Source organism: Aestuariirhabdus litorea, assembly GCF_003864255.1.
Taxonomy (GTDB): Bacteria; Pseudomonadota; Gammaproteobacteria; order Pseudomonadales; family Aestuariirhabdaceae; genus Aestuariirhabdus; species Aestuariirhabdus litorea.
Genome location: NZ_QWEZ01000002.1, coordinates 852,587 through 877,203 on the forward strand (window position 1 = coordinate 852,587; position 24,617 = coordinate 877,203).

Sequence of the window (24,617 nt, forward strand, 5' to 3'; positions counted from 1 at the left end):
TCGACTATCGCTTGAATTAGCCCATTGTCGGCCTGAAGGCCGACCTACAGGTGGATAATCCGAGCGCTTATCTAGGTCTGGCAGGGAGGTGTAGGTCGTTGTAGGTTGCTGTAGGTCGGGCTTTAGCCCGACAATCCCATGAACCCGCCCAATGTCGGCCTGAAGGCCAACCTACAGGCAATAAAAAAGGCGCACCGGGGTGCGCCTTAAGTGAACATCCTTAACCGTTACTGATAGCTGTAGCGGTAAGATGCGCCGATAAAGTGGACAATTTCGTTGTCGTCCTGATCAACGGTATTGCCTTTATCGTAGACCCAACCATCATAGTTCCAGTCGTCATTCTTCAGCTTGTTGTAGCTGTAGCTGAGGCCAAGGCTGGATTGCTGATCAATTTGATAATCACCAAACAACCTCACTTTCTGCTGCTTGTATTCGACAGAATCGAAGTCTTCCACCGTGGTGTTGAGTATATTGGTTTGATCGTACTCATTTTTATCCTTCTGGTAGTTGTATTCAATACCTACCTTCAGGTCCTCGGTGATCGCCCCTTTGGCGCCAACTCCAAAAGCAACCCCTTTCTGCTTGAGTTCGGCTTTAAAGTCCTGTCTATCAGCAGGTGTGGGGTTTGGTAAGCCTCGAGGGTAACCACCGTTGTACTGCTTCTGCTTGATCTGGTCGGTCGATACCCAGCCATTGAGCTCCCAGTCATCGTTGAGGGCATAGTTGGCATCGAGGGAAACCAGGTAGCCCTCGATCTCATCCACACCCAACTGATTCCTGAGGTCAAAGTCATCATTGTAGGCCTTCAGCAGGAACTGAGTGGACAGAGTCTCAACAGGAGACCAGTCAACCAGTAGCTTGCCCTCGTTGCGGGTGCGCTTAGCAGTGTAGATAGGGTCGAAATCGTCAACCTGGGCGCTGGACTTCTCGAGGCCTGAGTTATCGCGATCCTTGTATTCATACTGCAAGCTCGCACTCAGGTTGTCGAGAAAACGCTTGTTGACGCGAGCGCCAAAGCTGTTTTCTTCCGTTTCTTTGTACTTATCGATATTACCGGTGACATCATCAGGGCGCTTGATCTTTTCATACCCAGCCATGCCGGTCAGCTTCCAGTTCATCGGTAACCGATAGCTGGCCTCTGTCTCCAGGGTATGGGTTGTCAGGTCACGCTGAACGTACTTATCGTCCGCGTCGGCGGGTGAGCCGCCTTTGTATTGACGTTCAGGTGTTTCGTCGTCCTTGTCGCGATAACGATAGGTAGCTCGCAGAGTCAGCTTGTTAATCGGACGAGAGACAATGCCCAGTTTAACGTTGGTCTCGGCAACCTCACCATCCAGATCTCCATAGTTACCAACCTCGGTTGGCATATAGAAGGAGTCGTCCTGGGTGGTCTTGGCGTAGGCGATACGGAAATCACCCCGTGTAGTAGTGGTGAAGTTGTAGCCGCCGTTTACGTAGCCCTGCCAGGAAGTGCTATCCAGAGGCAGAGCGTTTACGTAGTCGTCAACATTGGGTGGCCCAAATCCTGGCAGGTCATAAGGAACCCCCCCATCCATCAGGTAAACAGCCTTCTTCTTGTTATCGAAGTGCAGCATGTAAGCACCCGCCTGTACCTGGAGCTTTTCGCCGGTGAACATTACAGAGGCATCAAATTCCTGGGTGTTGGCATCAACCGGCTCGGTAAAAAACACCGGGGGAGCAGCAAAGTAGCCGGCCCCCATGGGGCGAGCACCTTTCTTCTTCTCGCTGCGGAATTTGGCGTTTACTGACCAGTTTTCGTCGATCCACTTGGTAGCACCAAAGCGGATATTATCGCGAGTCACCTTGTAGTCTTTATCCCGTAGACCGGTGCCGGAAACATCTTGGGTTTCCTTGGTGGAACCTTTGAGCGTCGTATTGTAGTTATACGGGTAGTTACGGCGCATCGTATCGACACCAATGGAGTACTTCCAATCCCCTTGGCGGTTATGCTCGAAACTCAGGCTTCCGGTATTGGCCCTTAAGCGCATCCAGGTGCCGGTGTCGTCGTCACGGTGGTTGATATCGGCGCCAAACAGGGGGTAGAAGCCCTTGTCGTCGGCGCGGCTGTACTGGCTGAAGTAGTAGTTATCATCGCTGACCCAGCCGGCACCGAGCGAGAAGCTGCTGTCGGGCTCGGTGTAGGGCTTGAGCTCTTCCTCTTCGGCCCAGGCCATTCCGCTGATGGCCACGCCAACAGCGGCGCACAGCGGAAGAAGCTTAAATCCATTATAAGTGTTCATGATTCTTCTCCCTGTTATTGCCTGAAGGTGCGAGATTTGCTGCTATCAATCGGGCTGTTTCCACCATGAATGGCGGTGTGACAGTTAACACAGCCTCTAGCCGCGGTATACACATCATCCTGGGCTGGTGCATGGCCACGGTGGGTGCTTTCACCGCCGTGACATTCCTGGCACAGGTATGGAGCCCGCACGGTTAGCATGTTGGGGATGTTTGAGCCGTGGGGGTTGTGGCAAAGGGCACAGTTTTCCTGCACAGGCTCGTGGTTCCAGATAAAGGGACCGCGCTTCTCGGCGTGACACTGGTAGCAGGTATCGGTCACGGTATCCTTGACCAGCTGCTTGGGTCCGGTGCCGCCGTGGGTGTTGTGGCAGCTGGAGCAGGTGACGAGCCCCTCTTCGATCGGGTGACGAGAGAACTTGGTGTAGGCCATGCGCTGCTCCTTGTGGCAGCTGAAGCAGACCTCCGCCTGGGTGGTTTTCTCGCGCACCTTGTCGTGCTGGGCGTGGACCTGGTGGCAGGAGCTACAGGCTACGTCGTTGGCCTTGTGGGTACTGCTGGCCCAGTGGATGCGGTTGCCGCCGGAGTGGCAGCTTTCGCAGGAGGCGCTTTGCTCAGCCGCCGTGCTCTTCGAGTTTTTACCGAACATTACATCCGGTAGTGGGCGGTCGGGCTGGTCGTCAGCGCCGCCGAGGTGGTCCTTGCTCTCTCCGTGGCAGTTGGTACAGCTTGGGGTGCGGCCGTCGGCCATGGTGCCGTGCTTGGTCTTGCCGATCGACAGCACCGGGTAGAGCTCATATTCATCGTGACAGCGGGTACACTGGGCATCGCCCGTCAGTACCAGGTCACCCCTTTCATCTTCCGCGGCGACCGCAGGCTGAACCGCTGCCATTGCTGACACCAGCACCGCCCCCAGGCCAAGCCCCTTCAGAACCCGAAGTGGTATGTACCTATCCATAGTTTTCTCCCTCTATTTATCAAGCAAAAACATTCGAAACCTTTTTGGTGGGTTTCTGAACGTTCGAATCACGGTCCGTCAGGTTACCGTTCCTTAGTGAAGCCTTGGGCTCCCGACCCTGGGCTTCAAACCCTGTGCTCTTTTTGTCCCCTGTAGGTCGGCCTTTAGGCCGACATTTACCGGGGTCATTGTGTGTCGTTGTTTGTCGGGCTAAAGCCCGACCTACAATCTGTCTCTTTTTAATCCCACTATTTTAGTGGGTTTTATCGTTTCCAATAACGCAAAAGGCGCGGGGTAAGCCGCGCCGATTGTTTAAAGATCCTCCGGGCTTAACTCGCCGTCGGGTTCAAAGTGAGCTATTGCAAAGTGGCAGTCGATACAGGTTTTGCCCTCTGCAAAGCCGCGTTTATGCCTATCCTGAGCCTCTTCCGTCTGCCGTTCCGGGTCCATCGCATTGACATCGTGGCAGTAGCGGCACTCGGCCGAGTCGTTGGCCTTCAAGCGGCGCCACTCGTTAAGGGCCAGCTCGTAGCGGTGCTCTTCAAACTTCTCCGGCGTGTCGATCTTGCCGGTCATTTTGTAGTAGAGCTCCTTGGTCGCTTTAATCTTGCGGATCATCTTGGGGATGAATTCGTGGGGCACATGGCAGTCGGCACAGATGGCCCGCTTGCCGGTGCGGTTGCGATCGTGGATGGTGTCCTGGTACTCGGCGTAAACGGTATCACGCATCTCGTGGCACGAGATGCAGAAGGCTTCTGTGTTGGTGTAACTGATAACGGCCTGGGAACCGATGGTAACGCCAGCACCAATCACAAACGCAGCGATGATCGGCAGGGTGCACCACTTTTTAACGAAGGCGAGCAGGTTTTTCCACATAGCCTTGTACCTCTTGCTTGAAGGAGCCCGGATGGCCGGGCTCCATGAATTGCCTTACTTCAAATCAAACAGATCAGTAGTGGGGCTATTAACGGGTCAGAATCCAGGTCAATACCTCATCCAGGTCGGCACCTTCAAGCTCCAGCTTTTTGTGGGTTTCCTTCTTGCCGTTGACTTCGATTTCGGGGCTGGAAGAGGCGTGCTCCTTGAGCTTGGCCATTGCCTCGGAGTCATCCTTGTACTTTGCGGCGATCTCCTTCAGGGAGGGACCATCCTTTTTGCGGGACACCGCGTGGCACTTGAGGCAGCCCTGCTTTTGAAGTTCGCGTTGAGCGTTAATGGCGTGGGCCTCAATAGAGGTGAGGGCCAGCAAGGCAGCGATGGAGGTAGCGGCTATAGCAGAAACTTTCATTTTGACTCCTTGGGGTGTCTGGGGAAAACAGTTACCACAAACAATATCAAGCTAATGTCCATATCACGATAAGTAGTTGCCGATAATTTTAGGCGGCAATCCGTACACAAGGTAGACCTTAAGGTACGCTTGTTCAAGCGATCTGAAAATCTGTGATGCTGTCGCTCATTTCAAGACGAGAAGATATCGTGTTCTTGCTATTTAGGCGATCTGATTTTGACAGTTGATAGCTAATCGCTCGTAAAAATAACTATTTCTCCTACATAAGTGAATAAGCGAACTTGAGGGTTGTTCACAGGTGTGCTCTCTCCGGCAGTATCTTTTGATCTGGGTCAGTTTTCAGGGGTGGGTGTTGGCACGCCGATGATTGTATTGAGTGGCTTTGGCTTGGGTTGACCCGTGCCCCATAGCCTTGGGATCGGCTATTTCGAGGGCGGGTTGTTAGGTTGGTAGGGTGCCCGCCAGAGGGTCCAGGATGCCCCTCTCGGCCGACCGGGTTGCGGGTTAATCAAGAAATCGGGTGTTTTCGTCCAGCGGAGCGCGATCGGTTCGGGTTTTGTTGGCGGGATGTTCGCTGTCTTCGTAGCCGAAAGAGATGCCCAGTAGCAGCCCCACCTCCGGGTCGATCCCCAGCTCCCGACGCACCAGCTCGGGGTAGTAAGCCAGTGCGCCCTGTGGGCAGCTGGCTATGCCCTGCTCGGTCATCAGCAACATCAGGGTTTGCGCGTAGATGCCGATGTCGACCGCATTGACCGTGTGGTAGCTGCGGGGCATACCAATAAAAGCAACATGGGGGGCGCCAAAGAAGCGGTAGTTGTCCAGCAGCGCCTGCATCCGGCCCGCCTTGTCCTCTCTGGCGATACCCAGGTTGCGATAAAGCGCCTGGGCGCAGGCCACCTGGCGCTCGCGGAAGACCCCCTCATAACTGGCCATAAACCCAAAGTCCGGCTGCGGTGGGTGGCCGCTACAGACGTGGGCGTAAAGCTGCTCGGCCAGCTGTCGGCAGCGCTGTCCGCTGACCACATAGGTGTGCCAGGGCTGGGTATTGCAATTGGAGGGGGATTGCCTGGCCTGGTCGAATAGTTGTCGCAACAGCTGCGGCTCGATCAGGCGCTCGGTAAAGCCCCTCACGGTGCGCCTGGATTGGATAAGGTCGTATAGCGGCATAGTTGGTTACACGCATTGGAATGGCTTTTAGCCTATTACAGGGTGACGGGACGGCTCAATCGCTATTCGGCGAAGGGCGTTTTTTTGTTGCTTATGGCAAGGGGAGTTGACTGTTTTGGCCAATAGGCCGCTCTGTCGGGGGGTGGCTTGTGCCTGACAGGGGGAGTCGTTAAGGTGGATCAGGCGTTGGTTGGAGCACCCAGCCGATGCAGTGGTCAGCAGGTAAGGAATAACGACTCAATATTTGACGATGAGGTAAAAGGCAACATGAGTGTGGCTCTGTACTGTTTGGTGGCGGCAGCGCTGCTGATTATCGTTAGCAAGGTTCCGGTGGCGTTGGCAATGCATCAGCTACAGGGGTATGACAACCTCGAGCCGAGGCGGCAGCAGGCTCGACTGGAAGGCTGGGGTTTCAGGGCGCTGTCGGCGCACCAAAACAGCATTGAAGCCTTCCCCCTGTTCGCGGCGGGGGTGTTGGTTGCGGTGCAGGCCGGCGCCAGCCCGGGGGCGGTGGATGCTCTGGCGGTCACTTTTGTTGTGGCCCGCCTGATCTACAACGCCCTCTATCTGTTAAACCTGGGCACCCTGCGTTCATTGAGCTGGGGGGTTGGCCTGGGGTGCAGCCTGGCTCTGATGTTAAGCCCGCTCTGGGGGCTTTAGCGCCGAGGGTGGTGGCGGCCGCCTGTACTCTAGAGACCTGAAAAATAGGCGGCCAGGTTAGCGATATCCTCTGCGGAAAGCTTGGCCGCCTGCGCCTGCATAATGGCGGCCTGGCCCCCGGAGCGTGCCCCGCTTTTATAGGCGTTAAGGGCATAGACGATGTAGTCGTAGTTCTGCCCCGCCAGATTGGGGTAGGTGGCGATGGTGGCTTTGCCGTTGGCGCCGTGGCAGGCCGCACAAATGGCTGATTTTGCCTTTCCGGCCGCCGCATCCCCCTGGGCGCTCGCGAGCTCGGGGAGCAGCAGTAGGGTGGCTGCGAAGATCAGGGTGCATCTCATGGGTATCTCCTTTCGACGGGTCTAGGGAAAGGGGCACCGTCGGGTGCGAGAGATTGTAGGGCAAGGGGCGCTCACCTCAAAGCGGCTTGATGTAACGCATTGAAGCGGCCGTTCAATGGGTTATGATGCCCGCTTAACCGGTCGAACCGTTCACCATTAGGGAGTGATGCAGTGTCTTTTTCCGATTCTCAGCGCCAATACCCATTAACCCGCCCTCGTCGCATGCGGTTTGACGAGTTTTCCCGTCGCCTGATGCGGGAAAACCGGCTCAGCTGCGACGACCTGATCTACCCGGTCTTTGTGCTGGAGGGAGAGAACCAGCGGGAGGCGGTGCCCTCCATGCCGGGGGTGGAGCGCCTGAGTATCGATCTGCTGCTCAAACAGTCCGACGAGATGGTCGCATTGGGGATTCCCGCCGTTGCCCTGTTCCCGGTAACCCCTTTGTCCGCCAAAAGCCTGGACGCGAAGGAGGCCTTTAATCCGGATGGGCTGGCGCAGCGTGCGGTCAAGGCACTCAAGGATCGTCACCCTGAGCTGGGGGTGATGACCGATGTGGCACTGGATCCGTTCACGACCCACGGGCAGGACGGCATCATCGACGCCAGCGGTTATGTGCTTAACCAGGAAACGATCGATGTGCTGATCCGCCAGGCGCTCTCCCATGCCGAGGCGGGGGCCGATATTGTCGCTCCTTCGGACATGATGGATGGGCGGGTCGGCGCCATTCGCCAGCTGCTGGAGGCGGAGGGGCATACCAACACCCGTATCATGGCCTACTCGGCTAAATACGCCTCCGCCTATTATGGCCCCTTCCGCGACGCAGTCGGCTCGGCCGGAAACCTGGGCAAGGGCAACAAGTACAGTTACCAGATGGATCCGGCCAACAGCGATGAGGCTCTGCATGAGGTGGCCCTGGACCTGGCCGAGGGGGCCGATATGGTGATGGTCAAGCCGGGCATGCCCTACCTGGACATTGTGCGCCGGGTCAAGGATGAGCTAAAAGTGCCCACCTTTGTCTATCAGGTGAGTGGTGAGTACGCCATGCACAAAGCCGCCTTCGCCAACGGCTGGCTGGACGAAAACAGCGTTATGCTGGAGTCCCTGCTGGCCTTCAAGCGGGCGGGTGCCGATGGCATTTTGACCTACTTCGCGATGGATGCAGCCCGCTTGCTGCAAAACCGCTAGCCCAATATTCGGGTAAAGCAGGCGCTTTACCCTCAACCCTATCAGGGAGAGAGCCATGAACCCGCAGGCTAAAGCCGATAGTACCCTCGAAGTCGAGGGCACGAAGTTGACAGCAGACACTGAGGCGCTTGAGGTCCAGGAGGAGGCGAGCCCGCCGGTGGTCGAAAAGTTGACGGACTACAGCAACTCCGATTACTACATCAACCGCGAGCTGAGTAACCTCCAGTTTAACCTGCGGGTACTGGAGCAGGCGGCAAACGAAGAGCATCCGCTCCTGGAGCGGCTACGCTACCTGTTGATCTTCAGTAGCAACATGGATGAGTTTTTTGAGATCCGGGTGGCCGGGCTCAAGCAGCAGATCGACTTTTCCCGCGAGCAGGTGGGACTCGACGGCATGCAGCCCCAGCAGGTGCTGAACGAAATCAGTCGCATCACCCATGAGAGTGTGGCGCGCCAGTACGAGATGCTGCAAGAGCAACTGCTGCCTGCCCTGCAGGAGCAAAATATACGCATCCTGCGCCGCAGCGAGTGGAGTGAGGAGCAGGTGCAGTGGGTGAGCGATTACTTCTACTCCGAGGTGATGCCCGTGATCAGCCCCATCGGGCTGGACCCGGCGCACCCCTTTCCCCGATTGGCCAATAAAAACCTCAACTTTATTGTCTCGCTGGAGGGTAAGGATGCGTTCGGGCGGGAAACCGGTATGGCGATTATCCCGGCCCCCCGCTCGCTGCCGCGCGTGATCCGCTTTCCGCCCGAGCTCAGTGGCGAGGGAATCTGCTTCACGCTGTTGTCGGCAATGATTCACCAGCACGCCGAAGACCTGTTTCCCGGCATGACCATCAAGGGCTGTTACCAGTTCCGTCTCACCCGTAACAGCGACCTGATTCTCGATGACGAGGTTGAGGATCTGGCGACGGCGCTGCAGGGGGAGCTGCAATCACGGCGCTGGGGCAAGGCGGTGAGACTGGAAGTGGCCGACAATTGCACCCCGGAGCTGGCCAACTTCCTGCTCAAGGAGTTTGGGTTGACCCAGGATGAGCTCTATGAGGTCAACGGCCCGGTTAATCTGGCGCGCCTGATGGACCTGTGTAACCTGCCTAACCTCCCTGAGTTGCAGTACCAGCCCTTTACGCCGAGTTTTCCCAAGGGGCTGATGCCCAAGGAAAACCTGTTCGACGCCATCACCAGTAACGATATCCTGCTGCTGCACCCCTTCCAGTCCTTTACACCGGTGGTGGACCTGCTGCGCCAGTCGGCGAAGGACCCCCATGTGCTGGCCATCAAACAGACCCTCTATCGCACCGGAGCCCAGTCGGAGATTGTCGACGCGCTGGTGGATGCGGCCCGCAACGGCAAGGAGGTGATCGTTGTCATCGAACTGCGTGCCCGCTTCGATGAGGAGGAGAACCTGACCCTGGCGAGACGGCTACAGGAGGCGGGTGCCATCGTGGTGTACGGCGTAGTGGGGTACAAAACCCACGCCAAGCTGATGATGGTGGTGCGGCGTGAAGATGGAAAGATCGTTCGCTATGCGCACCTGGGTACCGGTAACTACCACGCCGGAAACGCGCGCCTTTACACCGACTACAGCCTGCTGACACGGGACAAGGACCTGACCAACGATGTGTCCAAGATCTTCCAGCAGTTGACAGGCATGGGTAAAGCGGTGCGGGTGAAGAAACTGCTGCACGCCCCCTTTACCCTGAAAAAGGGGTTGCTCGACCATATCCAGCAGGAGATCCAGCACGTGGAGGCCGGCGGCAAGGGGCACATTATCGTCAAATGCAATTCCCTGACCGAGGCCAAGGTGATCAAAGAGCTCTACAAGGCGTCTCAGGCCGGGGTCAAGATCGATCTCATTATTCGCGGCATCTGTTGCCTGCGCCCTGGTGTGCCCGGGCTGTCCGACAACATTCGAGTGCGCTCCATTGTCGGTCGCTTCCTTGAGCATTCGCGGACTTTCTACTTCGCCAATAACGGCGAGCCCAGGGTATACGCCTCCAGCGCCGACTGGATGGTGCGCAATCTGGATCACCGGATCGAGACCTGCTATCCGATTGAACACCCGAAACTGGCCCAGCGGGTGAAAAAGGAGTTGGATGCCTATCTACAGGACAACTGCATGAGCTGGCAGCTGCAAAGTGACGGCAGTTATCGCCAGAACCAGCCGCGCGCCAACCAGCCGCGCCGGGACGCCCAGATGCAGCTGTTGATAAAGTTGACCTGAAGCAGGGCTCTCCGTAGCACCCGCTGATGGGTCACTGGGGGGCTATGGGTCCAGCCATCCCCCCAGCTGCTTGACGGCGGTGTCGGCCAGCAGCTGGATATGGGCGCTGCTGGCGTTAAGGGCCGGTATGTACTGGTAATCGCTACCGCCCGCCTCCTCAAACAGCTCCTTATTGGTGATCGCCACCTCCTCCAGGGTTTCCAGGCAGTCGGCGCTGAAACCGGGGCAGATCACATCGACACCGCTGCGCCCCTCTTTAGCCCACTCGATGAGGGTTTCATCGGTGTAGGGCTGGAGCCAGGGAGCGATCCCCACCCGTGATTGGTAGCACAGGGTCCACTCCTGCTCGGACAGCCCCAGCTGCCGGACCACCGCCTCCACGGTGGCTTCACACTGTCGGGGGTAGGGATCCCCCTTTTCTACGTAGCTGAGCGGCAAACCGTGGAAAGAGAACATCAGGTGTCCCTGCCGGCCCTGCTGCTGCCAGTGCTCCCTTACCGAGTTAGCCAGGGCCTCGATGTAGGCAGGCTGTTCGTGGTACTGGCGAATGAATCGCAGCTCGGGAATGTTGCGACGCCCAGCCAGGGCGCGTGCAATGGCGTCGAAGCAGGCGGCGGTCGTGGTTGCGCTGTACTGGGGGAAGAGGGGCAGCACCAGCACCCGCTCAACACCCGCCTGCTCAAGGCGCTCAAACGCAGCGGTGATGGAGGGGTTGCCGTAGGTCATGGCCAACTCTACCTGCACCTGGCCATCGCCCAGCCGGCGGTTGAGTTCGCTCTGAAGCGCGTGCTGCTGTTGCAGGCTGATGGTCCGGATAGGTGAACCTTGCTCAGTCCAGATGTTGCCGTAGGCGTGCATCAGCTTGCGAGGCCGGAAGGGCAAAATCACGCCATTGAGCACGAACCACCAGACCAGGCGCGGCGCTTCGATCACGCGGCGGTCGGACAGGAACTCACGCAGATAACGTCGCAGTGCGGCAGGGGACAGCTCATCGGGCGATCCGAGGTTTAGCAGTAGCAGGGCGGTCTTGGGCGCGGGGGTGCTCATCGGGCTCCTTTAAAGTCGGCTGGACTCTCTGTTGATCTTTGGATGCCATGGGCTGGCAGATCTAGTGTATCGCGCTGCTGGCCGACGCGCACCCACTGGTGTGATTCGGGTACGTTGCAATGAAACAATTACCCCGATACCCCTTTCTCATCCTTGGGGCGACACACTATGATGGTGACAGCGCAGTTTCTGGACAGGGTGGTTAATCAATGAGTCGATCGAAGTGGGGGGTGTTGGTACTACTGGGGGTGGCTTTGGCGCTGTTTTTTGCGTTGGACCTGCGCCAATACCTGACGCTGGATCTCTTTGCCGATCTGTATCGGGAAAATCCGGGCACCACGAGGCTGCTCTACTTTCTGGTGTATGTTGCGGTGACCGCCTTTTCTCTCCCGGGAGCCGCCGTGATGACCATCGTAGGTGGGGCGGTATTCGGGTTGTGGGAGGGGGTGGTACTGGTTTCGTTTGCCAGCACCATTGGCGCGACCCTGGCCTTCCTGATCTCCCGTACGCTGCTGAGAGACTGGGTTCAGCAGCGCTTTGGCACTTATCTGGAGAGCATCAATCAGGGCATAAAACGTGAGGGTTCATTTTATCTTTTTACCCTGCGGCTGATCCCGGCGGTGCCCTTCTTTGTGATTAACCTGGTGATGGGCCTAACCCCCATGAAGGTCTGGCGCTTCTTCTGGGTCAGCCAGCTGGGGATGCTGGCGGGCACCCTGGTTTATGTCAACGCCGGAGCGCAGTTGGGGCAGGTCGAGGAGCTCAGTGTGCAGGGGGTGATGACCCCTGGCCTGCTCGCCTCCTTTTTGGTGCTGGCTTTTTTTCCCTGGATGGCTCGCGCCCTGTTGGGCAGGGTCCGGCAGCGGGCCCTCTACAGGAGTTACCCAAGGCCGGAGCGCTTCGATACGAACCTGGTGGTGATCGGTGCCGGCTCGGCGGGGCTGGTCTCCTCTTACATTGCTGCGGCAGTGAAGGCGCGGGTGTCTCTGGTGGAAAAGGAGCGCATGGGGGGTGACTGCCTCAACACCGGTTGTGTACCCAGCAAAGCGCTGATTCGCAGTGCGCGTATAAAGCACTACGCAGACAATGCCGCCCACTACGGACTCAAGGTGAACTCGGTGGCGGTGGACTTTCCCGCCGTGATGGAGCGGGTGCAGCGAGTCATTAGCAAGATCGAGCCGCACGACTCGATCGAGCGATACAGCGCGCTGGGGGTCGACTGTGTGAGCGGTCAGGCGACCATCAAGAGCCCCTGGCAGGTAGAGGTCAATGGCACCACCATCAACACCCGTAACATTGTGATCGCGACCGGAGCCCGCCCCTTTGTGCCGCCGATTCCAGGGCTTGATACCGTGGGGTATCTCACCTCCGATACGATCTGGGGGCTGCGGGAGCAGCCCGGTCGTTTGCTGGTGATCGGAGGGGGGCCTATTGGTTGCGAGCTGGCCCAGGCTTTCTCCCGTTTGGGGAGCTGCGTGATTCAGCTGGATATGGCCTCCCGTATCATGCCCAGGGAAGATGAAGATGTCTCGGCACTGGTGGCGGAGCGGTTTGTTGCCGAGGGGGTTGATCTGCGGGTTGACCACAAGCCGCTCTCCTTTGGTTGTGATGAGCGGGGTAAGTGGCTGGTGGCCGAACACCGGGGTGAAGAGGTGCGTATCGAGTTTGACCAGCTCCTGATGGCGGTGGGCCGCAAGGCCAATACCAGCGGGTTCGGGCTGGAGAATCTGGATATCCCCCTCACCCGACAGGGCACCCTCGAGGTGAATGAGTACCTCCAGACCCGCTACCCCAATATCTTTGCCTGTGGCGATGTGGCCGGTCCCTATCAGTTTACCCACGCCGCCAGCCATCAGGCCTGGTACGCCACGGTGAATGCGCTGTTTGGTCGCTGGTGGAAGTTCAAGGTGGATTACTCGGTGATTCCCTGGGCCACCTTCTGCGACCCGGAGGTGGCGCGGGTGGGGTTGAATGAGCAGGAGGCACGGGAACGGGGGGTTTCCTATGAGGTCACCCGCTACGATATCTCCGACCTGGACCGGGCGATTGCCGACGAGGCCGCCTACGGCTTTATCAAGGTGCTTACGGTTCCCGGGCGAGACCGTATCCTGGGGGTCACCATCGTTGGTTACCACGCTGCCGAGCTGATCACCGAGTACGTGAGCGCGATGAAGCAGCGGATCGGCCTCAATAAAATCCTCGGCACGATCCACATCTATCCGACACTTTCGGAAAGCAACAAGTTTGTTGCCGGGGAGTGGAAGCGGGCCCACGCTCCCCAGCGTTTACTCGAGTGGGTTGAGCGCTATCACCGTCGCCAGCGGGGTGGCTAGGCATTGCCCAGCAGCGCCTCAAGACGGGTAATCAACTGCTGCATCTCCGAATCGGTGCCGATGGTAATGCGCAGGTGGTTGTTGATGCGGGCTTTATTGAAGTAGCGCACGAGGATGCCACCCTCTTTCAGCTGCTGGTAGAGTTCGGCTGCGCTGTGCCGGGGGTGGCTGGCGAAGACAAAGTTGGCTTTGGAGGGGATTACTTCAAAACCCATCTGGCTGAGCGCCGTTGAACACCACTCGCGGGTGGCGATCACCTTGCGGCAGCTGGACTCGAAATGCTCCCGGTCCTCGATAGCCGCGGTCGCGCCCGCCAGGGCAGGTCGATCCAGGGGATAGGAGTTGAAGGAGTTTTTGATGCGTTCAAGCCCCTCGATCAACTCCCGGTTGCCCAGGGCGAAGCCCACCCGAATGCCTGCCAGTGCGCGCGACTTGGAGAGGGTCTGGATCACCAGCAGGTTGTCAAAGCGGGGGATCAGGGACGCGGCACTGTCTCCGCCGAAGTCGATATAGGCCTCATCCACCACCACCACCGAATCGCGGTTGCGCTCCAGCAGGGCAGCGATGGCGTCCAGCGACAGCGCCCGCCCGGTGGGGGCGTTGGGGTTGGGAAAGATGATGCCGCCGTTCTCCTGCGGGTACTGGTCCAGGTCGATAGCAAACTCGCTGTCCAGGGGAAGGGTGCGCGCTTCAATGTCGTAGAGCTCGCAGTAGACCGGGTAGAAGCTGTAGCTGATATCCGGGAACAGCAGCGGCTTATCCTGCTTAAAGAATCCCTGGAAGCTGAAGGCCAGCACCTCATCGGAGCCGTTGCCAACGAAGACCTGGTCGCTGGAGAGTCCATAGAGCCTGGCAATGCTCTCTTTCAGCGCCAGCCCCTGCGGGTCGGGGTAGAGCCGTAGCCGGTCATCACAGGCGGCCTGCATGGCGCTAATGGCTTTGGGCGACGGGCCGTAGGGGCTCTCGTTGGTGTTGAGCTTGATATACACTTGATCCTGCGGCTGCTCGCCCGGGACATAGGGGGTGAGGTCGTGGACCTTGGCGCTCCAGAATCGGCTCATTGGACAGGCTCTTGCGGGTAAAGTGGATGATGAGGCGGCCATTATAGCCATCCGTTGGTGATGGCAACAGATAGCCGCCTGGAAAAGCCGGCAGCGGCTCAAGGCCTCGCTTTAGGGGGCAAGGCGCTCAATCGCCCATTCGTTGCTTTCGCCGCGTGTATAGAGAAAGCGGTCGTGAAGGCGGTGGGCTCCCCCCTGCCAGAACTCGATGCGACGCGGATCGACCCTGAAGCCTCCCCAGAAGGAAGGGAGCGGGATCTCGCCGCTGGAAAACTTGTGCTTCATCTCCGCAAACTTCTGTTCCAGCAGGGTGCGTGAGGAGATAGGGTGGCTCTGGCGCGAAGCCCAGGCAGCGAGTTGGCTCTCCTTGGGGCGGCTCAGGAAATAGCCCAGCACCTCGCGGTGGCTGAGGCGGCTGGCGTGGCCGCTGATGATCACCTGCCGGTCCAGCTCCAGCCAGGCGAAGTGAAGGCTGACCCTGGGATTCCCCTCGATCTGCTGTGCCTTGGTACTGCCGAGGTTGGTAAAGAAGACAAAGCCCCGCGGGTCCAGCTGCTTAAGCAGGACGATGCGTTGTGAGGGGTAACCATCCGCCGACACGGTGGCCACGCTCATGGCGGTGGGGTCGGGCAGTTTGGCGTCGATCGCCTGCTGCAGCCAGAGCTCAAACTGGGCGATGGGGTCCGCCTTGAGGTCTTTGCGGTGCAGTCCGCCGTGCAGGTACTCGCGTCGCAGCTTTTCTATCTCCACGCTCTCTCTCCAGCGTTATGTGGCTGGCGCCATTATCCTGTGACGGCAGGGCCTTGACCAGCCCTGTGATCATCTCCACTAACCAACCTGTGGCGCTGATCTATACTCTCTGGAGACCTGTTCAGAGGTGTAGCAGATGGTTAAGGAGAAACAGTCGGTACTGATCATTGAGGATGAGGAGGTAAATATCCGCGTTCTGGGTCAGATATTGAGCCGGGAGTTCAACATAGATGTGGCCACCTGTGGACGGGACGCCCTGGTAAGGGCCGAGCAGGACGAGATGCCGGACCTGATTCTGCTGGATGTCACGATGCCGGACATTGATGGCTATGAACTCTGCAGGCAGCTCTCCGACAATGAAAAGACGCGCCATATCCCCATTATCCTGATCACTTCCGAAGATCAGGAGAAGCAGGAGGCCTACGGCCTGTCACTGGGGGCGGTGGACTATATCGTCAAGCCCTTTTCGGTGCCGGTGCTGGTTGCGCGGGTACGCACCCATCTGCAACTGAAGCGGCAGCGGGACATGCTCTCGGACCTGTCGGTCCACGATAGCCTGACCGGGCTCTATAATCGACGCAAGTTCGATGGCTATATCGAGGCCGAATGGCGTCGCGCGTGCCGTAACCAGACCTCCCTGGCGCTGGTGATGCTGGATGTCGACCTGTTCAAGGCCTATAACGATCACTACGGCCATATGGCCGGAGACCGCTGCCTGCAGCGTATTGCCGACTGCCTGCTGGCCAATATCCAGCGCTCCGGAGATCTGTTGGCCCGCTACGGGGGTGAGGAGTTTGTCGCGGTGTTGCCCGAGCTGGATCGTCATGATGCCACGGTGTTGGCCCAGAAACTGTGCGATGCGGTGGCCGCCCTGACGGTCCCCCATGCGGCGTCGACGGTGGCGGATCATGTCACCCTCAGTGGAGGTGTGGCGGCCATGGTGCCGGATATCGATATGCCCAGCAGCCAACTGATAGAGGCGGCAGACTCCGCCCTGTATGCGGCCAAAAAGGCCGGTCGTGACTGTGTGCAGGTCTATGTTGGCTAGGGGGAGATAGGTTTACATTTGTGGGGCAATGACCCAGAATCGGTCTGTATAAGCTCTCAGGGGGTGCCGTTCGGCGACCCCTTTTTTATCGCCCCTCGCTTGTACATGACTTCTGGATACAACCCTCTATTGTGGAGTGATTATGCGCATAGAAACCGACATTAAACTGGGTTTCAAAGATGTCCTGATCAGGCCCAAGCGATCGACTCTCAAGAGTCGCTCCCAAGTTGCACTGGATAGAACCTACACCTTCCTGCACAGCGGAATCCGCTGGAGCGGTGTCCCCGTGGTTGCCGCCAATATGGATACCGTAGGCACCTTTGAGATAGCGGCCGAACTGGCCAGCCATGGCATGCTGACGGCCATTCACAAGCACTACAGCCTGGAGCAGTGGAAGGGTTTCCTCGATGGCCAGGAGCCATCGATCTACCAGCACATCATGGTCAGCACCGGCACCTCGAGCGAGGATTTCGAGCGCCTGCAGGCGATTATCAAGCAGCACCCGGGGTTGCAGTTTATCTGCATCGATGTTGCCAATGGCTACTCCGAGACGTTTGTCTCCTATCTGCGTAAGGTGCGCAAGGCGTTTCCGAACAAGGTAATCATTGCCGGTAACGTGGTTACTGGTGAGATGGTGGAGGAGCTGATCCTGTCCGGAGCCGATGTGGTCAAGGTCGGTATTGGGCCGGGTTCCGTCTGTACTACCCGCGTCAAGACCGGCGTTGGCTACCCTCAGCTGTCCGCGGTGATGGAGTGTGCCGATGCGGCCCACGGCCTCGGCGGCCTGATCATCTCCGACGGTGGTTGTAGCTGTGCCGGTGATGTCGCCAAAGCCTTCGGCGGAGGGGCGGATATGGTGATGATCGGCGGGCTGTTTGCGGGTCACGACGAGAGTGGCGGTGAGCTGGTAGAGCGCGATGGCAAGCGTTACAAGCTGTTCTACGGAATGAGTTCCGAGACGGCGATGGATAAACACGCCGGGGGCGTTGCCGAGTACCGTGCCTCCGAAGGCAAGACGGTCGAGGTGCCCTACCGGGGACCGGTCGTGGAGCGGGTGCGGGATATTATGGGGGGCGTGCGCTCCGCTTGCACCTATGTGGGGGCTGCTTCCCTCAAGGAGTTGTCCAAGCGCACCACCTTTATCCGGGTGATGGAGCAGGAGAACCAGGTCTTCTCCTGAGGCTAACCCGTGGGTGTAACAAGGGAAGGGGCTGGGCGCTCCCTCCCCGGTGCCCGCTTTTAGGGCAGGTACAGGCGAAAAATACCTCCGCCCAGAGAGCCGCCGTTGCTGAGATCGATATAGCCGAAGCGTCCATCCTGCTGATGCAGGCGTGCGATCTCCCGGCAAAAGTAGAGACCCAGCTGGGTGCTGCCGCTGCTGAAATCGACCGGTCCCGGCTGCGTTCCCCCCTGCTGGCACATCTCTTGCGGGTACCCCGAGCCGTTATCGGCGACCTCAATGACCAGGTACTCTCCCTGCTGGTAGGCGCTGATCTTTAGCCGGTCGCGGGTATAGCGGGTGCTGTTGAGAATCACATTGTTGAGGGTGCCTGCCACCAGGGACTGGTCAAAATAGCCGACCAGCTCGGGGTCGCACTCCAGCTCCGGAGTGATGCGCCGCGCCTGCAACAGGGGATCATTCAGTGCCAGCTGCTCCTCCAGCAGGTCGCTGACATACTGCTCCGAGATCGACAGGGGGAGCTGGTTCTGCTGCAAGCGGTAGATACTCAGCAGCTGGATCAGGTTGCTGTTAACCCGGGAGGCCTCGTAGTTTAACAGCGAGTAGCGGGCATACTCCTCCGGCGTACTCGGGGGCTGGGCGGCGCACAGGTTGTCGATCGAGTTGAGCAGCAGCCCCAGCGAGTTTTTCATGTCGTGCACGGAGGATGCCAGCACGGTGGCGAAGTCGATCTGGGTGTCGGGTGGTTGGCTCATGGGCGTGTCAGTTGCTGGATGAGGGGGCCAGATGGGAGGCGACCTGTTGTTTGAGGTGCTGGTAGCGCTCCCACTGGTGATGGGTGGGTTTAAGGTGCGCGATGCGTTCAAGGGCTGCCTGGCACTGGCGGTAGTGTTGATCCCGTTTGCCATCGATGGGGGCCTGTTTGAGCGCCGCTTGTACCAGGTTGAGGTTGACGCCGGGGTGGCGGCTGGAGTGCTCCTGGGCCTGGATAAAAAACTCGATCGCCTCTTCGTAGCGGTTGTCCTTGAACGCCTCTATGCCCTGCTTGTTAAACTCGGCAGCGCGTTTGCGGCGGATGGCACTCACCGGCTCATCCAAAACGGCGGCAACTTGTGAGCTAATATCGCTTTTGTCCGGATGGGCAGCGGCCAGCTCATTAAGGAGCTGCTCACCCTGCTCCTGGCGGCCGGCCTGCAGCAGGGTTTTTCCCAGCTCCAGCTGTAAAGAATCCCTGGAGGCGGGATCAACCTCGGCGAAAAGGGTTTCGGCCTGGGCCAGTGCCTTTTCGGCGGCCGCGGTATTGTTCTGGCTCATGTGTACCTGAGCCTCCACCAGGGTACTCTCAAGCTCGAGGGTCTCGTGGTCGCTGAAGCGCTGCTTGGCACGATCCAGCATCTGCAGGGCCTCACGCGCCAGCTTGGCTCCCTGCTCCTCGTTCTCGCTCGCGCTTTCTCCCAGGCATCGTGCCAGGTTCAGGTATTGGTCGGGGGCCTCCAGGCAGGAGTGTTGGCTCAGCTCGACGGTTGAGCGCCAGGCGTGGGTAGCGGTCTCTATATCGTCGTTTTCCTGGCTCTGGCTGGCCAGTGCCTGCTGCCGGTTAAGGTAGTGGGGTGAGATGCTGGTGGCTCGTTCGAGGGACTGCTGGGCTTTGCGCGGTTGCCCCATCGCTTTATAGCATTCGGCGATCAGGTCGCAGGCGCGGGCAAAGTTGGGATTATGTTTCAGCACCTCCTCCAGCCTCTGGATCGCCTCCTCAAACCGGCCTTCGGCCAGGGCGATGCGTCCCAGCAGCAGGTGGGGGAGATCTTGTTGACGCCCGCTGAGCAGCAGTTCGCAGGTGGCTTTTGCCCCTTCGTAGTCTCCGGTCTTGATCTGCAGTTCCGCCAGTTGCTGTTGGCACCAGGTTCGGTAACGACCCGGTTGGGCTGCTTTCTGCTGGCACAACCGTAAGGCCTCGGCATCGTTGTTTTTATCCAGCGCCCTGATGATCGGCTCGATCGCCTCCTGGCGGGCGAAAAAGGTCTCCAGGCGTTTGTGGAGCAGCGCCTGGGTGAAGGGCTTTGAGATGTAACCGTCCGGGCTGTATTCCAGCGCGCCGAGCACCATTTCGCGACCGGTTTCGGCGCTGATCATGATAAACAGGGTGCGATGTTTGAGGATCTTGCTGTGTTGCAGCTCCTCCAGCACCTGCTGCCCATTCTTGCCCTGGCCCAGGTTATAGTCGCAGAGAATGGCGTCGTAGGCGTTCTCGCGGCACAGGCGGATCGCATCGCGGCCGTTGCCGGTGATGTCGACCTCGTTGATACCAATGCTGTTGAGCATGCGCCGCAGGGAGAGACGAAAACTCTCAAAGTCGTCGACGATCAGCAGGCGCTTGTTGGCAAAATTAACCATGATCGGTCCTGTCGCCCCTAGTTACGGTATTCCTTGACGCCCTGTTGTGTACCCAGCAGCAGGAGATTAGCCGGACGCACCGCAAACAGCCCGTTGGTCACCACACCGGTGATGTTGTTGATCTGCTCTTCAAGCGTGGTGGCCACGTTGATCTGCAGGTTGTGGACATCAAGGATAAGGTTGCCGTTGTCGGTCACAAAACCGCTGCGGTAGACCGGGTCCCCCCCCAGCTTCACCAGCTCACGGGCCACGTAACTGCGGGCCATGGGGATCACCTCAACCGGCAGCGGGAAGGTGCCCAGCAGGGGGACCAGCTTGCTCTCGTCGGCGATGCAGATGAACTGGTCGGCCACGGCGGCGACGATCTTTTCGCGGGTCAGGGCGCCGCCGCCGCCCTTGATCAGCTCCAGGCGCTCGTTACTCTCGTCGGCACCGTCGATGTAGAACTGGATCTCGTTGACCGAGTTCAGGTCATAGACCGGAATACCGTGGGATTTGAGGCGCTCGGCGCTGGCTTCGGAGCTGGCCACGGCACCGTCAAACAGCTGCTTGACCTGGGCCAGGGCGTCGATAAAGCAGTTGGCGGTGGAGCCTGTCCCTATACCGATAATCGATTCGCGTTCTAGTTTGGGGCGAATCGTCTCCAGAGCGGCGAGGGCAACGGCTTGCTTGAGTTCATCCTGGTTCATGGGGGTACCTGTGGTGAGGGGCGCTTAAAAGCATAGAGTATACTCCCGCCGTGGATAGGGAAAAACCGTGAACGCTGTCCGCAACCGGCTTCACCGGAGGCTTGGCCTGAATCAGCGTGGCTGCCCGCCGGTCAATAGTCTAGAATGGGGCGTTTTTTACCACGTGAAGCCGACGCCATGCCGCAGAACTATATTAGAAAGATCCTCGAAGCCCGGGTGTACGATGTGGCGGTGGAAACCCCCATCCATGAGGCTCCTTTCCTTTCCGAGCGGCTGCAGAACAAGGTGTTGCTCAAGCGGGAAGACCTGCAGCCGGTGTTTTCATTCAAGATTCGCGGCGCTTACAACAAGGTTTCCCAGCTCACTGAAGCAGAGCGCGCGCGAGGGGTGATCGCCGCCTCGGCGGGTAACCATGCCCAGGGGCTGGCGCTGGCGGCCAAACATCTGGGTATCAAGGCGGTGATCGTGATGCCCAAGACCACGCCCGAGATCAAGGTACAGGCGGTACGTGCGCGCGGTGCCAGGGTGGTCCTGCACGGCGACGCCTTCGACGAAGCGCTGGCCTACTCCCAAAAGCTGGTCGAGGAGAAGGGCTACGTCTATATCCACCCCTACGATGACGTCGACACCATTGCCGGCCAGGGGACCATCGCGATGGAGATCCTTCGTCAGTACAGCGATCCCATCGATGCCATCTTTGTTCCCGTGGGTGGGGGCGGACTGATTGCGGGCATCGGCGCCTATATCAAATACCTGCGGCCAGAGATCCGGATCATCGGGGTTGAGTATGAGGAGTCCGCCTGCCTGAAGGTGGCGCTTGAGAAGAACCGGAGGGTGGTGCTCTCGCAGGTGGGTATTTTTGCCGATGGTGTTGCTGTCGCCCAGATCGGCAAGGAGACCTTCCGGGTCTGCAAACAGGTGGTGGATGAGGTGATCACTGTGACTGCCGATGAGATCTGCGCGGCGGTCAAGGATATCTACGATGACACCCGCTCCATTGCCGAGCCGTCGGGTGCGCTGGCGGTTGCCGGTATCAAGCGTTATGTGGAGCGGGAGGGTATTGAAGGACAGTCGCTGGTCGCCATCGACAGCGGTGCTAATGTGAATTTTGATCGTTTGCGCTATATCTCCGAGCGAGCCGAGCTGGGTGAGAAGCGTGAAGCCATCGTCGCGGTCACCATTCCCGAGCAACCGGGCAGCTTCCGCAAGTTCTGCCAGACCCTGGGTAAGCGGGCGATCACCGAGTTTAACTATCGCTACCATGATGCCAGCCAGGCGCGCATTTTTGTGGGGGTCCAGACCAAGCCCGACAGCGATACCCGCGAGGACCTGGTGGCCCTGCTGGAACAGAAGGGGTATCCGGTCGAAGACCTGACCGACAACGAGATCGCCAAGCTGCATATACGGCATATGGGAGGCGGGCACGCCCCCAACGGGGAGCATGAGATTGTCTACCGTTTCGAGTTCCCGGAGCGTCCGGGTGCTCTGCTCAACTTCCTCAACAAACTGGGGGAGCGCTGGAATATCTCCATGTTCCATTACCGTAATCATGGTGCGGCTTACGGGCGGGTGCTGATTGGCATGCAGGTGCCCAAGGGGGAGAAGGCTGAGGTTGAAAGCTTCCTCGACCTGATCGGCTACCATTACTGGGAAGAGACCAATAACCGCGCCTACCAGTTATTTCTCGGCTAGCCCACCCGGCTGTGACAGTGCGCTCCGGGCCCTGGAGCGCTATTTGCCCGCTTCTTAGACTATGGTCTATGGTTGATTCGTAAGAGGTTGTGAGATAGATTTTTAACGGATAATCAATAATAAAAACAACAACGAGAATAGATGACCGCTCATGAACCGGGTTCCCCCAAGCTATCTGTCCGCACTGGTTGAACTCGCCCGCCAGCAGGGTGTCGATCAACGGGATCTGTTCCATCCCGATGACCTGGACCAGGGTCAGCTGTCGGTGGCGGACGCGGCCATCGACGAGATCAGCTTCAACCAGGCCCTCAATGGCCTCAAAGTTCACAGTAGTCGCTTCCCGCTGATGCTGGAGTACGGCAAGCTGTTGGCCCACCAGCTGAGTGAACCCTATCTGCGCGCTGAGGTGGAGGGGGTATACAGCTTGCGCGATGCGGTCGAGCGTGAGTTTTGTGGTCATAATCCCCATCTCGACTTTACCCTGCAGGAGCGGGGAGATCGTACGCGCTTGGTGTTGTTGGCGCCGCGGATGGTGGATGCTGAGGTGGTTGAGTTTAAGCTGCGTACCCTGTACCGCTTTCTCCTCTGTCTCTGTGAGCTGGAGCGCGATGAGATCTCGGTCGAGTTTAGCCACACCGTGCCGGTGTATGGCGCGGACACCCAGTCGGCTTTTGCGTCGGACCTGCGATTTTCCCGCACCTACAATGCGTTGGTGGTTGCCAGTGAGCAGCTCTCCCGTCCACTGCCGGGGCAGCCGGTGCGGCACGATCATAACGGTGATCCGGTGATCGACCGCCTGCGCCAGGATCATCCGCTGATACGGGATACGCTGGATTATATCGAGCTTAACATCGCCAAGGTGCCACTCAAGATAGAGGACGCGGCGGGTGAGTTGAATATGAGCGCACGCACCCTGCAGCGTCACCTGAAGCGCTATGAGGTGACTTTTGTGCAGCTTCGTGACTGCGTGAAAAAACACCATTCCCTGCGGATGCTAAAGGATCACCGCCTGAACCTGGCATCGATCTCCGACCAGCTCGGTTTCGCCGATGTCAGCGGCTTTCACCACGCCTTCAAGCGTTGGACAGGCCATTCCCCCAAAGAGTATCGCCAGCGCTATTGCGGTTAAGCGTTCAAGGTTTTTTCTAGCATAATGTGAGCCTATTCGCAGAACTTGTCGCGATTATCGTTGATCTCCTAATAATAATTGGTTTTACTATCCCGCGGTTAAGTTGACATTGGGCCCGGTGTCACAGCCTGGGAAAAGAGGCTTGGGTAAAATAGCCTCTTTTCTTTGGTTGCAGGAGTAGGCGGGTGGCTGTTCAACTGGATAGACGGTGTCTCGGGAGGGGGCGCGGTGAGAAGCCAATGAAGGCGCAATCGCTGGGTAACAAAAAATGAAGAAGAAAAAACCCGACTTTTTGCTGGTGGTTCTGCTGGTGTTTGGACTGGGCGTCCTCAGCACCGGTTTTGCCAGTGTGGCTCAATCCCTTTCTACAGGCGCTCCACTGTCTCAGTCGGCGGTCTCCGCTGAGCTGCGCTCCGCGCAGTAACGATTGCGGTCAGTAATGATTTCACTGAGCGGGATGTCCCAGCTATCGCAGGGCAGTTCATCCACTCGCTGACACTCATGTGCAAGTCCAATGAGCCGGGGCTGGTGTACTGGTCTCGGCCGGCGTAAAAAGGCGAAGCTGCGGTCGTAGTAGCCGCCCCCCATGCCCAATCGATTCCCCTCTGTGTCAAAACCTACCAGTGGCATCAGTACCAGGTCCAGGCTCCAGGCCGGCGGGTGCTGGCCGTGGTGGAGGCGGGGCTCCTCTATTCCGTAGCGGTTGGGAGTCAGTAGGGTGCCGGCTTCAAAGGGAGCAAACCACAGCTCGTTCCAGCTGCCAGGCTTGAGTACCGGGAGGAAGCACTGCTTGCCCATAGACCAGGCGCGTTGTAACAGGGGGGTGGCATCGATCTCACCGTCGTTGGCAAGGTAGAGGGCAATGCGCTGGCTACGAACGAAGGTGGGGTGGTTGGCCAGCCGGGCACAGAGTCGGGCGCTGGCTTCGCGCTGCTCCCGGGCTGAAAGGGCGTTGCGGCGCTGGCGGAGTTGCTGTCGGAGTTGCTGGCGGGATAGCTGCATCATGGGTCGGTAAAAGACTCCCCGGTTTGCCGCGGCCATAGAGGCCCTTGAACCCATGGCTCAAGGTGGAGACTGCTGTAATACATTGGGCTTTCCACTACGGGGTGGACCTGCACGCCAGTATTAACGAGGAGCCGCCGATGCTTCAATTATCGGCTCAGGGACGTTGTGGCTCGCAAACAGACCAGGGAGCGTAGGCCAATTATAACG

At 58.6% G+C, this 24,617-nt stretch carries 22 protein-coding genes and 1 other RNA gene; 9 read left to right on the forward strand and 14 right to left on the reverse strand.

Translation table 11 applies throughout. The annotated features are described in order from the left end of the window. Nucleotides 1-227: 227 nt before the first annotated feature. From D0544_RS14045 to D0544_RS14065, 5 genes are all read right to left on the reverse strand, one after another. A complete protein-coding gene (locus tag D0544_RS14045; protein ID WP_125017212.1) occupies nucleotides 228-2,261 on the reverse strand; it encodes an MtrB/PioB family decaheme-associated outer membrane protein in 2,034 nt (677 codons plus the stop codon). A 14-nt stretch (nucleotides 2,262-2,275) separates the two neighbouring features. After that, the gene (locus D0544_RS14050; RefSeq protein WP_125017214.1) at nucleotides 2,276-3,217 is read right to left on the reverse strand and encodes a DmsE family decaheme c-type cytochrome; all 942 of its coding nucleotides are present in this window, start codon (nucleotides 3,215-3,217) and stop codon (nucleotides 2,276-2,278) included. A 312-nt stretch (nucleotides 3,218-3,529) separates the two neighbouring features. After that, nucleotides 3,530-4,093 (reverse strand): NapC/NirT family cytochrome c, encoded by a 564-nt coding sequence (locus D0544_RS14055; RefSeq protein ID WP_125017216.1) that lies wholly within the window; start codon nucleotides 4,091-4,093, stop codon nucleotides 3,530-3,532. A gap of 88 nt (nucleotides 4,094-4,181) precedes the next feature. Next, a complete protein-coding gene (locus D0544_RS14060) occupies nucleotides 4,182-4,505 on the reverse strand; it encodes a c-type cytochrome (RefSeq protein ID WP_125017218.1) in 324 nt (107 codons plus the stop codon). Between the two features lie 504 nt (nucleotides 4,506-5,009). Further along, nucleotides 5,010-5,672: a nitroreductase gene (locus D0544_RS14065; protein ID WP_125017220.1), complete on the reverse strand. Its 663-nt coding sequence runs from the start codon at nucleotides 5,670-5,672 to the stop codon at nucleotides 5,010-5,012. 267 nt (nucleotides 5,673-5,939) lie between these two features. Between D0544_RS14065 and D0544_RS14070 the strand changes: the two genes are divergently transcribed. Further along, nucleotides 5,940-6,332 (forward strand): MAPEG family protein, encoded by a 393-nt coding sequence (locus D0544_RS14070; protein WP_125017222.1) that lies wholly within the window; start codon nucleotides 5,940-5,942, stop codon nucleotides 6,330-6,332. A gap of 29 nt (nucleotides 6,333-6,361) precedes the next feature. Here the strand turns inward: D0544_RS14070 and D0544_RS14075 are convergent, their stop codons facing one another. Then, entirely contained in the window at nucleotides 6,362-6,670 is a 309-nt protein-coding gene (locus D0544_RS14075; RefSeq protein ID WP_125017224.1) for a c-type cytochrome, read from the reverse strand. Nucleotides 6,671-6,841: 171 nt separating this feature from the next. Here D0544_RS14075 and hemB point away from each other — a divergent pair, with 171 nt between their 5' ends. Then, a complete protein-coding gene (hemB, locus tag D0544_RS14080) occupies nucleotides 6,842-7,855 on the forward strand; it encodes a porphobilinogen synthase (protein WP_125017226.1) in 1,014 nt (337 codons plus the stop codon). Between the two features lie 55 nt (nucleotides 7,856-7,910). After that, nucleotides 7,911-10,082, forward strand: coding sequence for a polyphosphate kinase 1 (gene ppk1, locus D0544_RS14085; RefSeq protein ID WP_125017228.1), 2,172 nt, complete (start codon nucleotides 7,911-7,913; stop codon nucleotides 10,080-10,082). A gap of 42 nt (nucleotides 10,083-10,124) precedes the next feature. Here ppk1 and hemH read toward each other — a convergent pair whose 3' ends face one another. Beyond that, nucleotides 10,125-11,129 carry a ferrochelatase gene (gene hemH, locus D0544_RS14090; RefSeq protein ID WP_125017230.1) on the reverse strand — a complete coding sequence of 335 codons (1,005 nt, stop codon included), beginning with the start codon at nucleotides 11,127-11,129 and terminating at the stop codon, nucleotides 10,125-10,127. A 209-nt stretch (nucleotides 11,130-11,338) separates the two neighbouring features. Here hemH and D0544_RS14095 point away from each other — a divergent pair, with 209 nt between their 5' ends. After that, nucleotides 11,339-13,462, forward strand: a complete 2,124-nt coding sequence (locus D0544_RS14095) for an FAD-dependent oxidoreductase (protein ID WP_125017232.1) — start codon at nucleotides 11,339-11,341, stop codon at nucleotides 13,460-13,462. Here the strand turns inward: D0544_RS14095 and hisC are convergent. Both hisC and pdxH read right to left on the reverse strand, forming a co-directional pair. After that, nucleotides 13,459-14,523, reverse strand: coding sequence for a histidinol-phosphate transaminase (gene hisC, locus D0544_RS14100; RefSeq protein ID WP_125017234.1), 1,065 nt, complete (start codon nucleotides 14,521-14,523; stop codon nucleotides 13,459-13,461). The two genes, D0544_RS14095 and hisC, sit on opposite strands and share 4 nt — an antisense overlap. Before the next feature lie 111 nt (nucleotides 14,524-14,634). Beyond that, nucleotides 14,635-15,273 (reverse strand): pyridoxamine 5'-phosphate oxidase, encoded by a 639-nt coding sequence (gene pdxH / locus D0544_RS14105; RefSeq protein WP_125017236.1) that lies wholly within the window; start codon nucleotides 15,271-15,273, stop codon nucleotides 14,635-14,637. Nucleotides 15,274-15,409: 136 nt separating this feature from the next. Between pdxH and D0544_RS14110 the strand changes: the two genes are divergently transcribed. Then, nucleotides 15,410-16,321, forward strand: a complete 912-nt coding sequence (locus tag D0544_RS14110; protein ID WP_125017237.1) for a diguanylate cyclase domain-containing protein — start codon at nucleotides 15,410-15,412, stop codon at nucleotides 16,319-16,321. 142 nt (nucleotides 16,322-16,463) lie between these two features. Beyond that, nucleotides 16,464-17,501 (forward strand): GMP reductase, encoded by a 1,038-nt coding sequence (locus D0544_RS14115; protein WP_125017239.1) that lies wholly within the window; start codon nucleotides 16,464-16,466, stop codon nucleotides 17,499-17,501. Between the two features lie 59 nt (nucleotides 17,502-17,560). Here the strand turns inward: D0544_RS14115 and D0544_RS14120 are convergent, their stop codons facing one another. From D0544_RS14120 to rpiA, 3 genes are read right to left on the reverse strand one after another with little or no spacing between them, the layout of a single operon-like run. Next, nucleotides 17,561-18,256, reverse strand: coding sequence for a sensor histidine kinase (locus D0544_RS14120; RefSeq protein ID WP_125017241.1), 696 nt, complete (start codon nucleotides 18,254-18,256; stop codon nucleotides 17,561-17,563). Between the two features lie 7 nt (nucleotides 18,257-18,263). Further along, complete coding sequence (locus D0544_RS14125) at nucleotides 18,264-19,895, reverse strand: tetratricopeptide repeat-containing response regulator (RefSeq protein ID WP_125017243.1); 1,632 nt, start codon at nucleotides 19,893-19,895, stop codon at nucleotides 18,264-18,266. A gap of 17 nt (nucleotides 19,896-19,912) precedes the next feature. Next, nucleotides 19,913-20,584 (reverse strand): ribose-5-phosphate isomerase RpiA, encoded by a 672-nt coding sequence (rpiA, locus tag D0544_RS14130; protein WP_125017245.1) that lies wholly within the window; start codon nucleotides 20,582-20,584, stop codon nucleotides 19,913-19,915. Nucleotides 20,585-20,761: 177 nt separating this feature from the next. On the opposite strand from rpiA, the gene ilvA reads away from it, so the two are divergent. The 3 genes from ilvA (at nucleotide 20,762) to D0544_RS17200 (ending at nucleotide 23,829) form a co-directional block, all read left to right on the forward strand. After that, nucleotides 20,762-22,276 carry a threonine ammonia-lyase, biosynthetic gene (gene ilvA / locus D0544_RS14135; protein WP_125018327.1) on the forward strand — a complete coding sequence of 505 codons (1,515 nt, stop codon included), beginning with the start codon at nucleotides 20,762-20,764 and terminating at the stop codon, nucleotides 22,274-22,276. Between the two features lie 151 nt (nucleotides 22,277-22,427). After that, nucleotides 22,428-23,405, forward strand: a complete 978-nt coding sequence (locus tag D0544_RS14140; protein WP_125017247.1) for a helix-turn-helix transcriptional regulator — start codon at nucleotides 22,428-22,430, stop codon at nucleotides 23,403-23,405. Nucleotides 23,406-23,673: 268 nt separating this feature from the next. Beyond that, entirely contained in the window at nucleotides 23,674-23,829 is a 156-nt protein-coding gene (locus D0544_RS17200; protein WP_164880939.1) for a hypothetical protein, read from the forward strand. On the opposite strand, the gene D0544_RS14145 is transcribed toward D0544_RS17200, so the two are convergent. Further along, nucleotides 23,790-24,410, reverse strand: a complete 621-nt coding sequence (locus D0544_RS14145; protein WP_125017249.1) for a 5-formyltetrahydrofolate cyclo-ligase — start codon at nucleotides 24,408-24,410, stop codon at nucleotides 23,790-23,792. The two genes, D0544_RS17200 and D0544_RS14145, sit on opposite strands and share 40 nt — an antisense overlap. Before the next feature lie 11 nt (nucleotides 24,411-24,421). After that, nucleotides 24,422-24,601: non-coding RNA, 6S RNA (gene ssrS / locus D0544_RS14150), on the reverse strand. Nucleotides 24,602-24,617 lie beyond the last annotated feature (16 nt).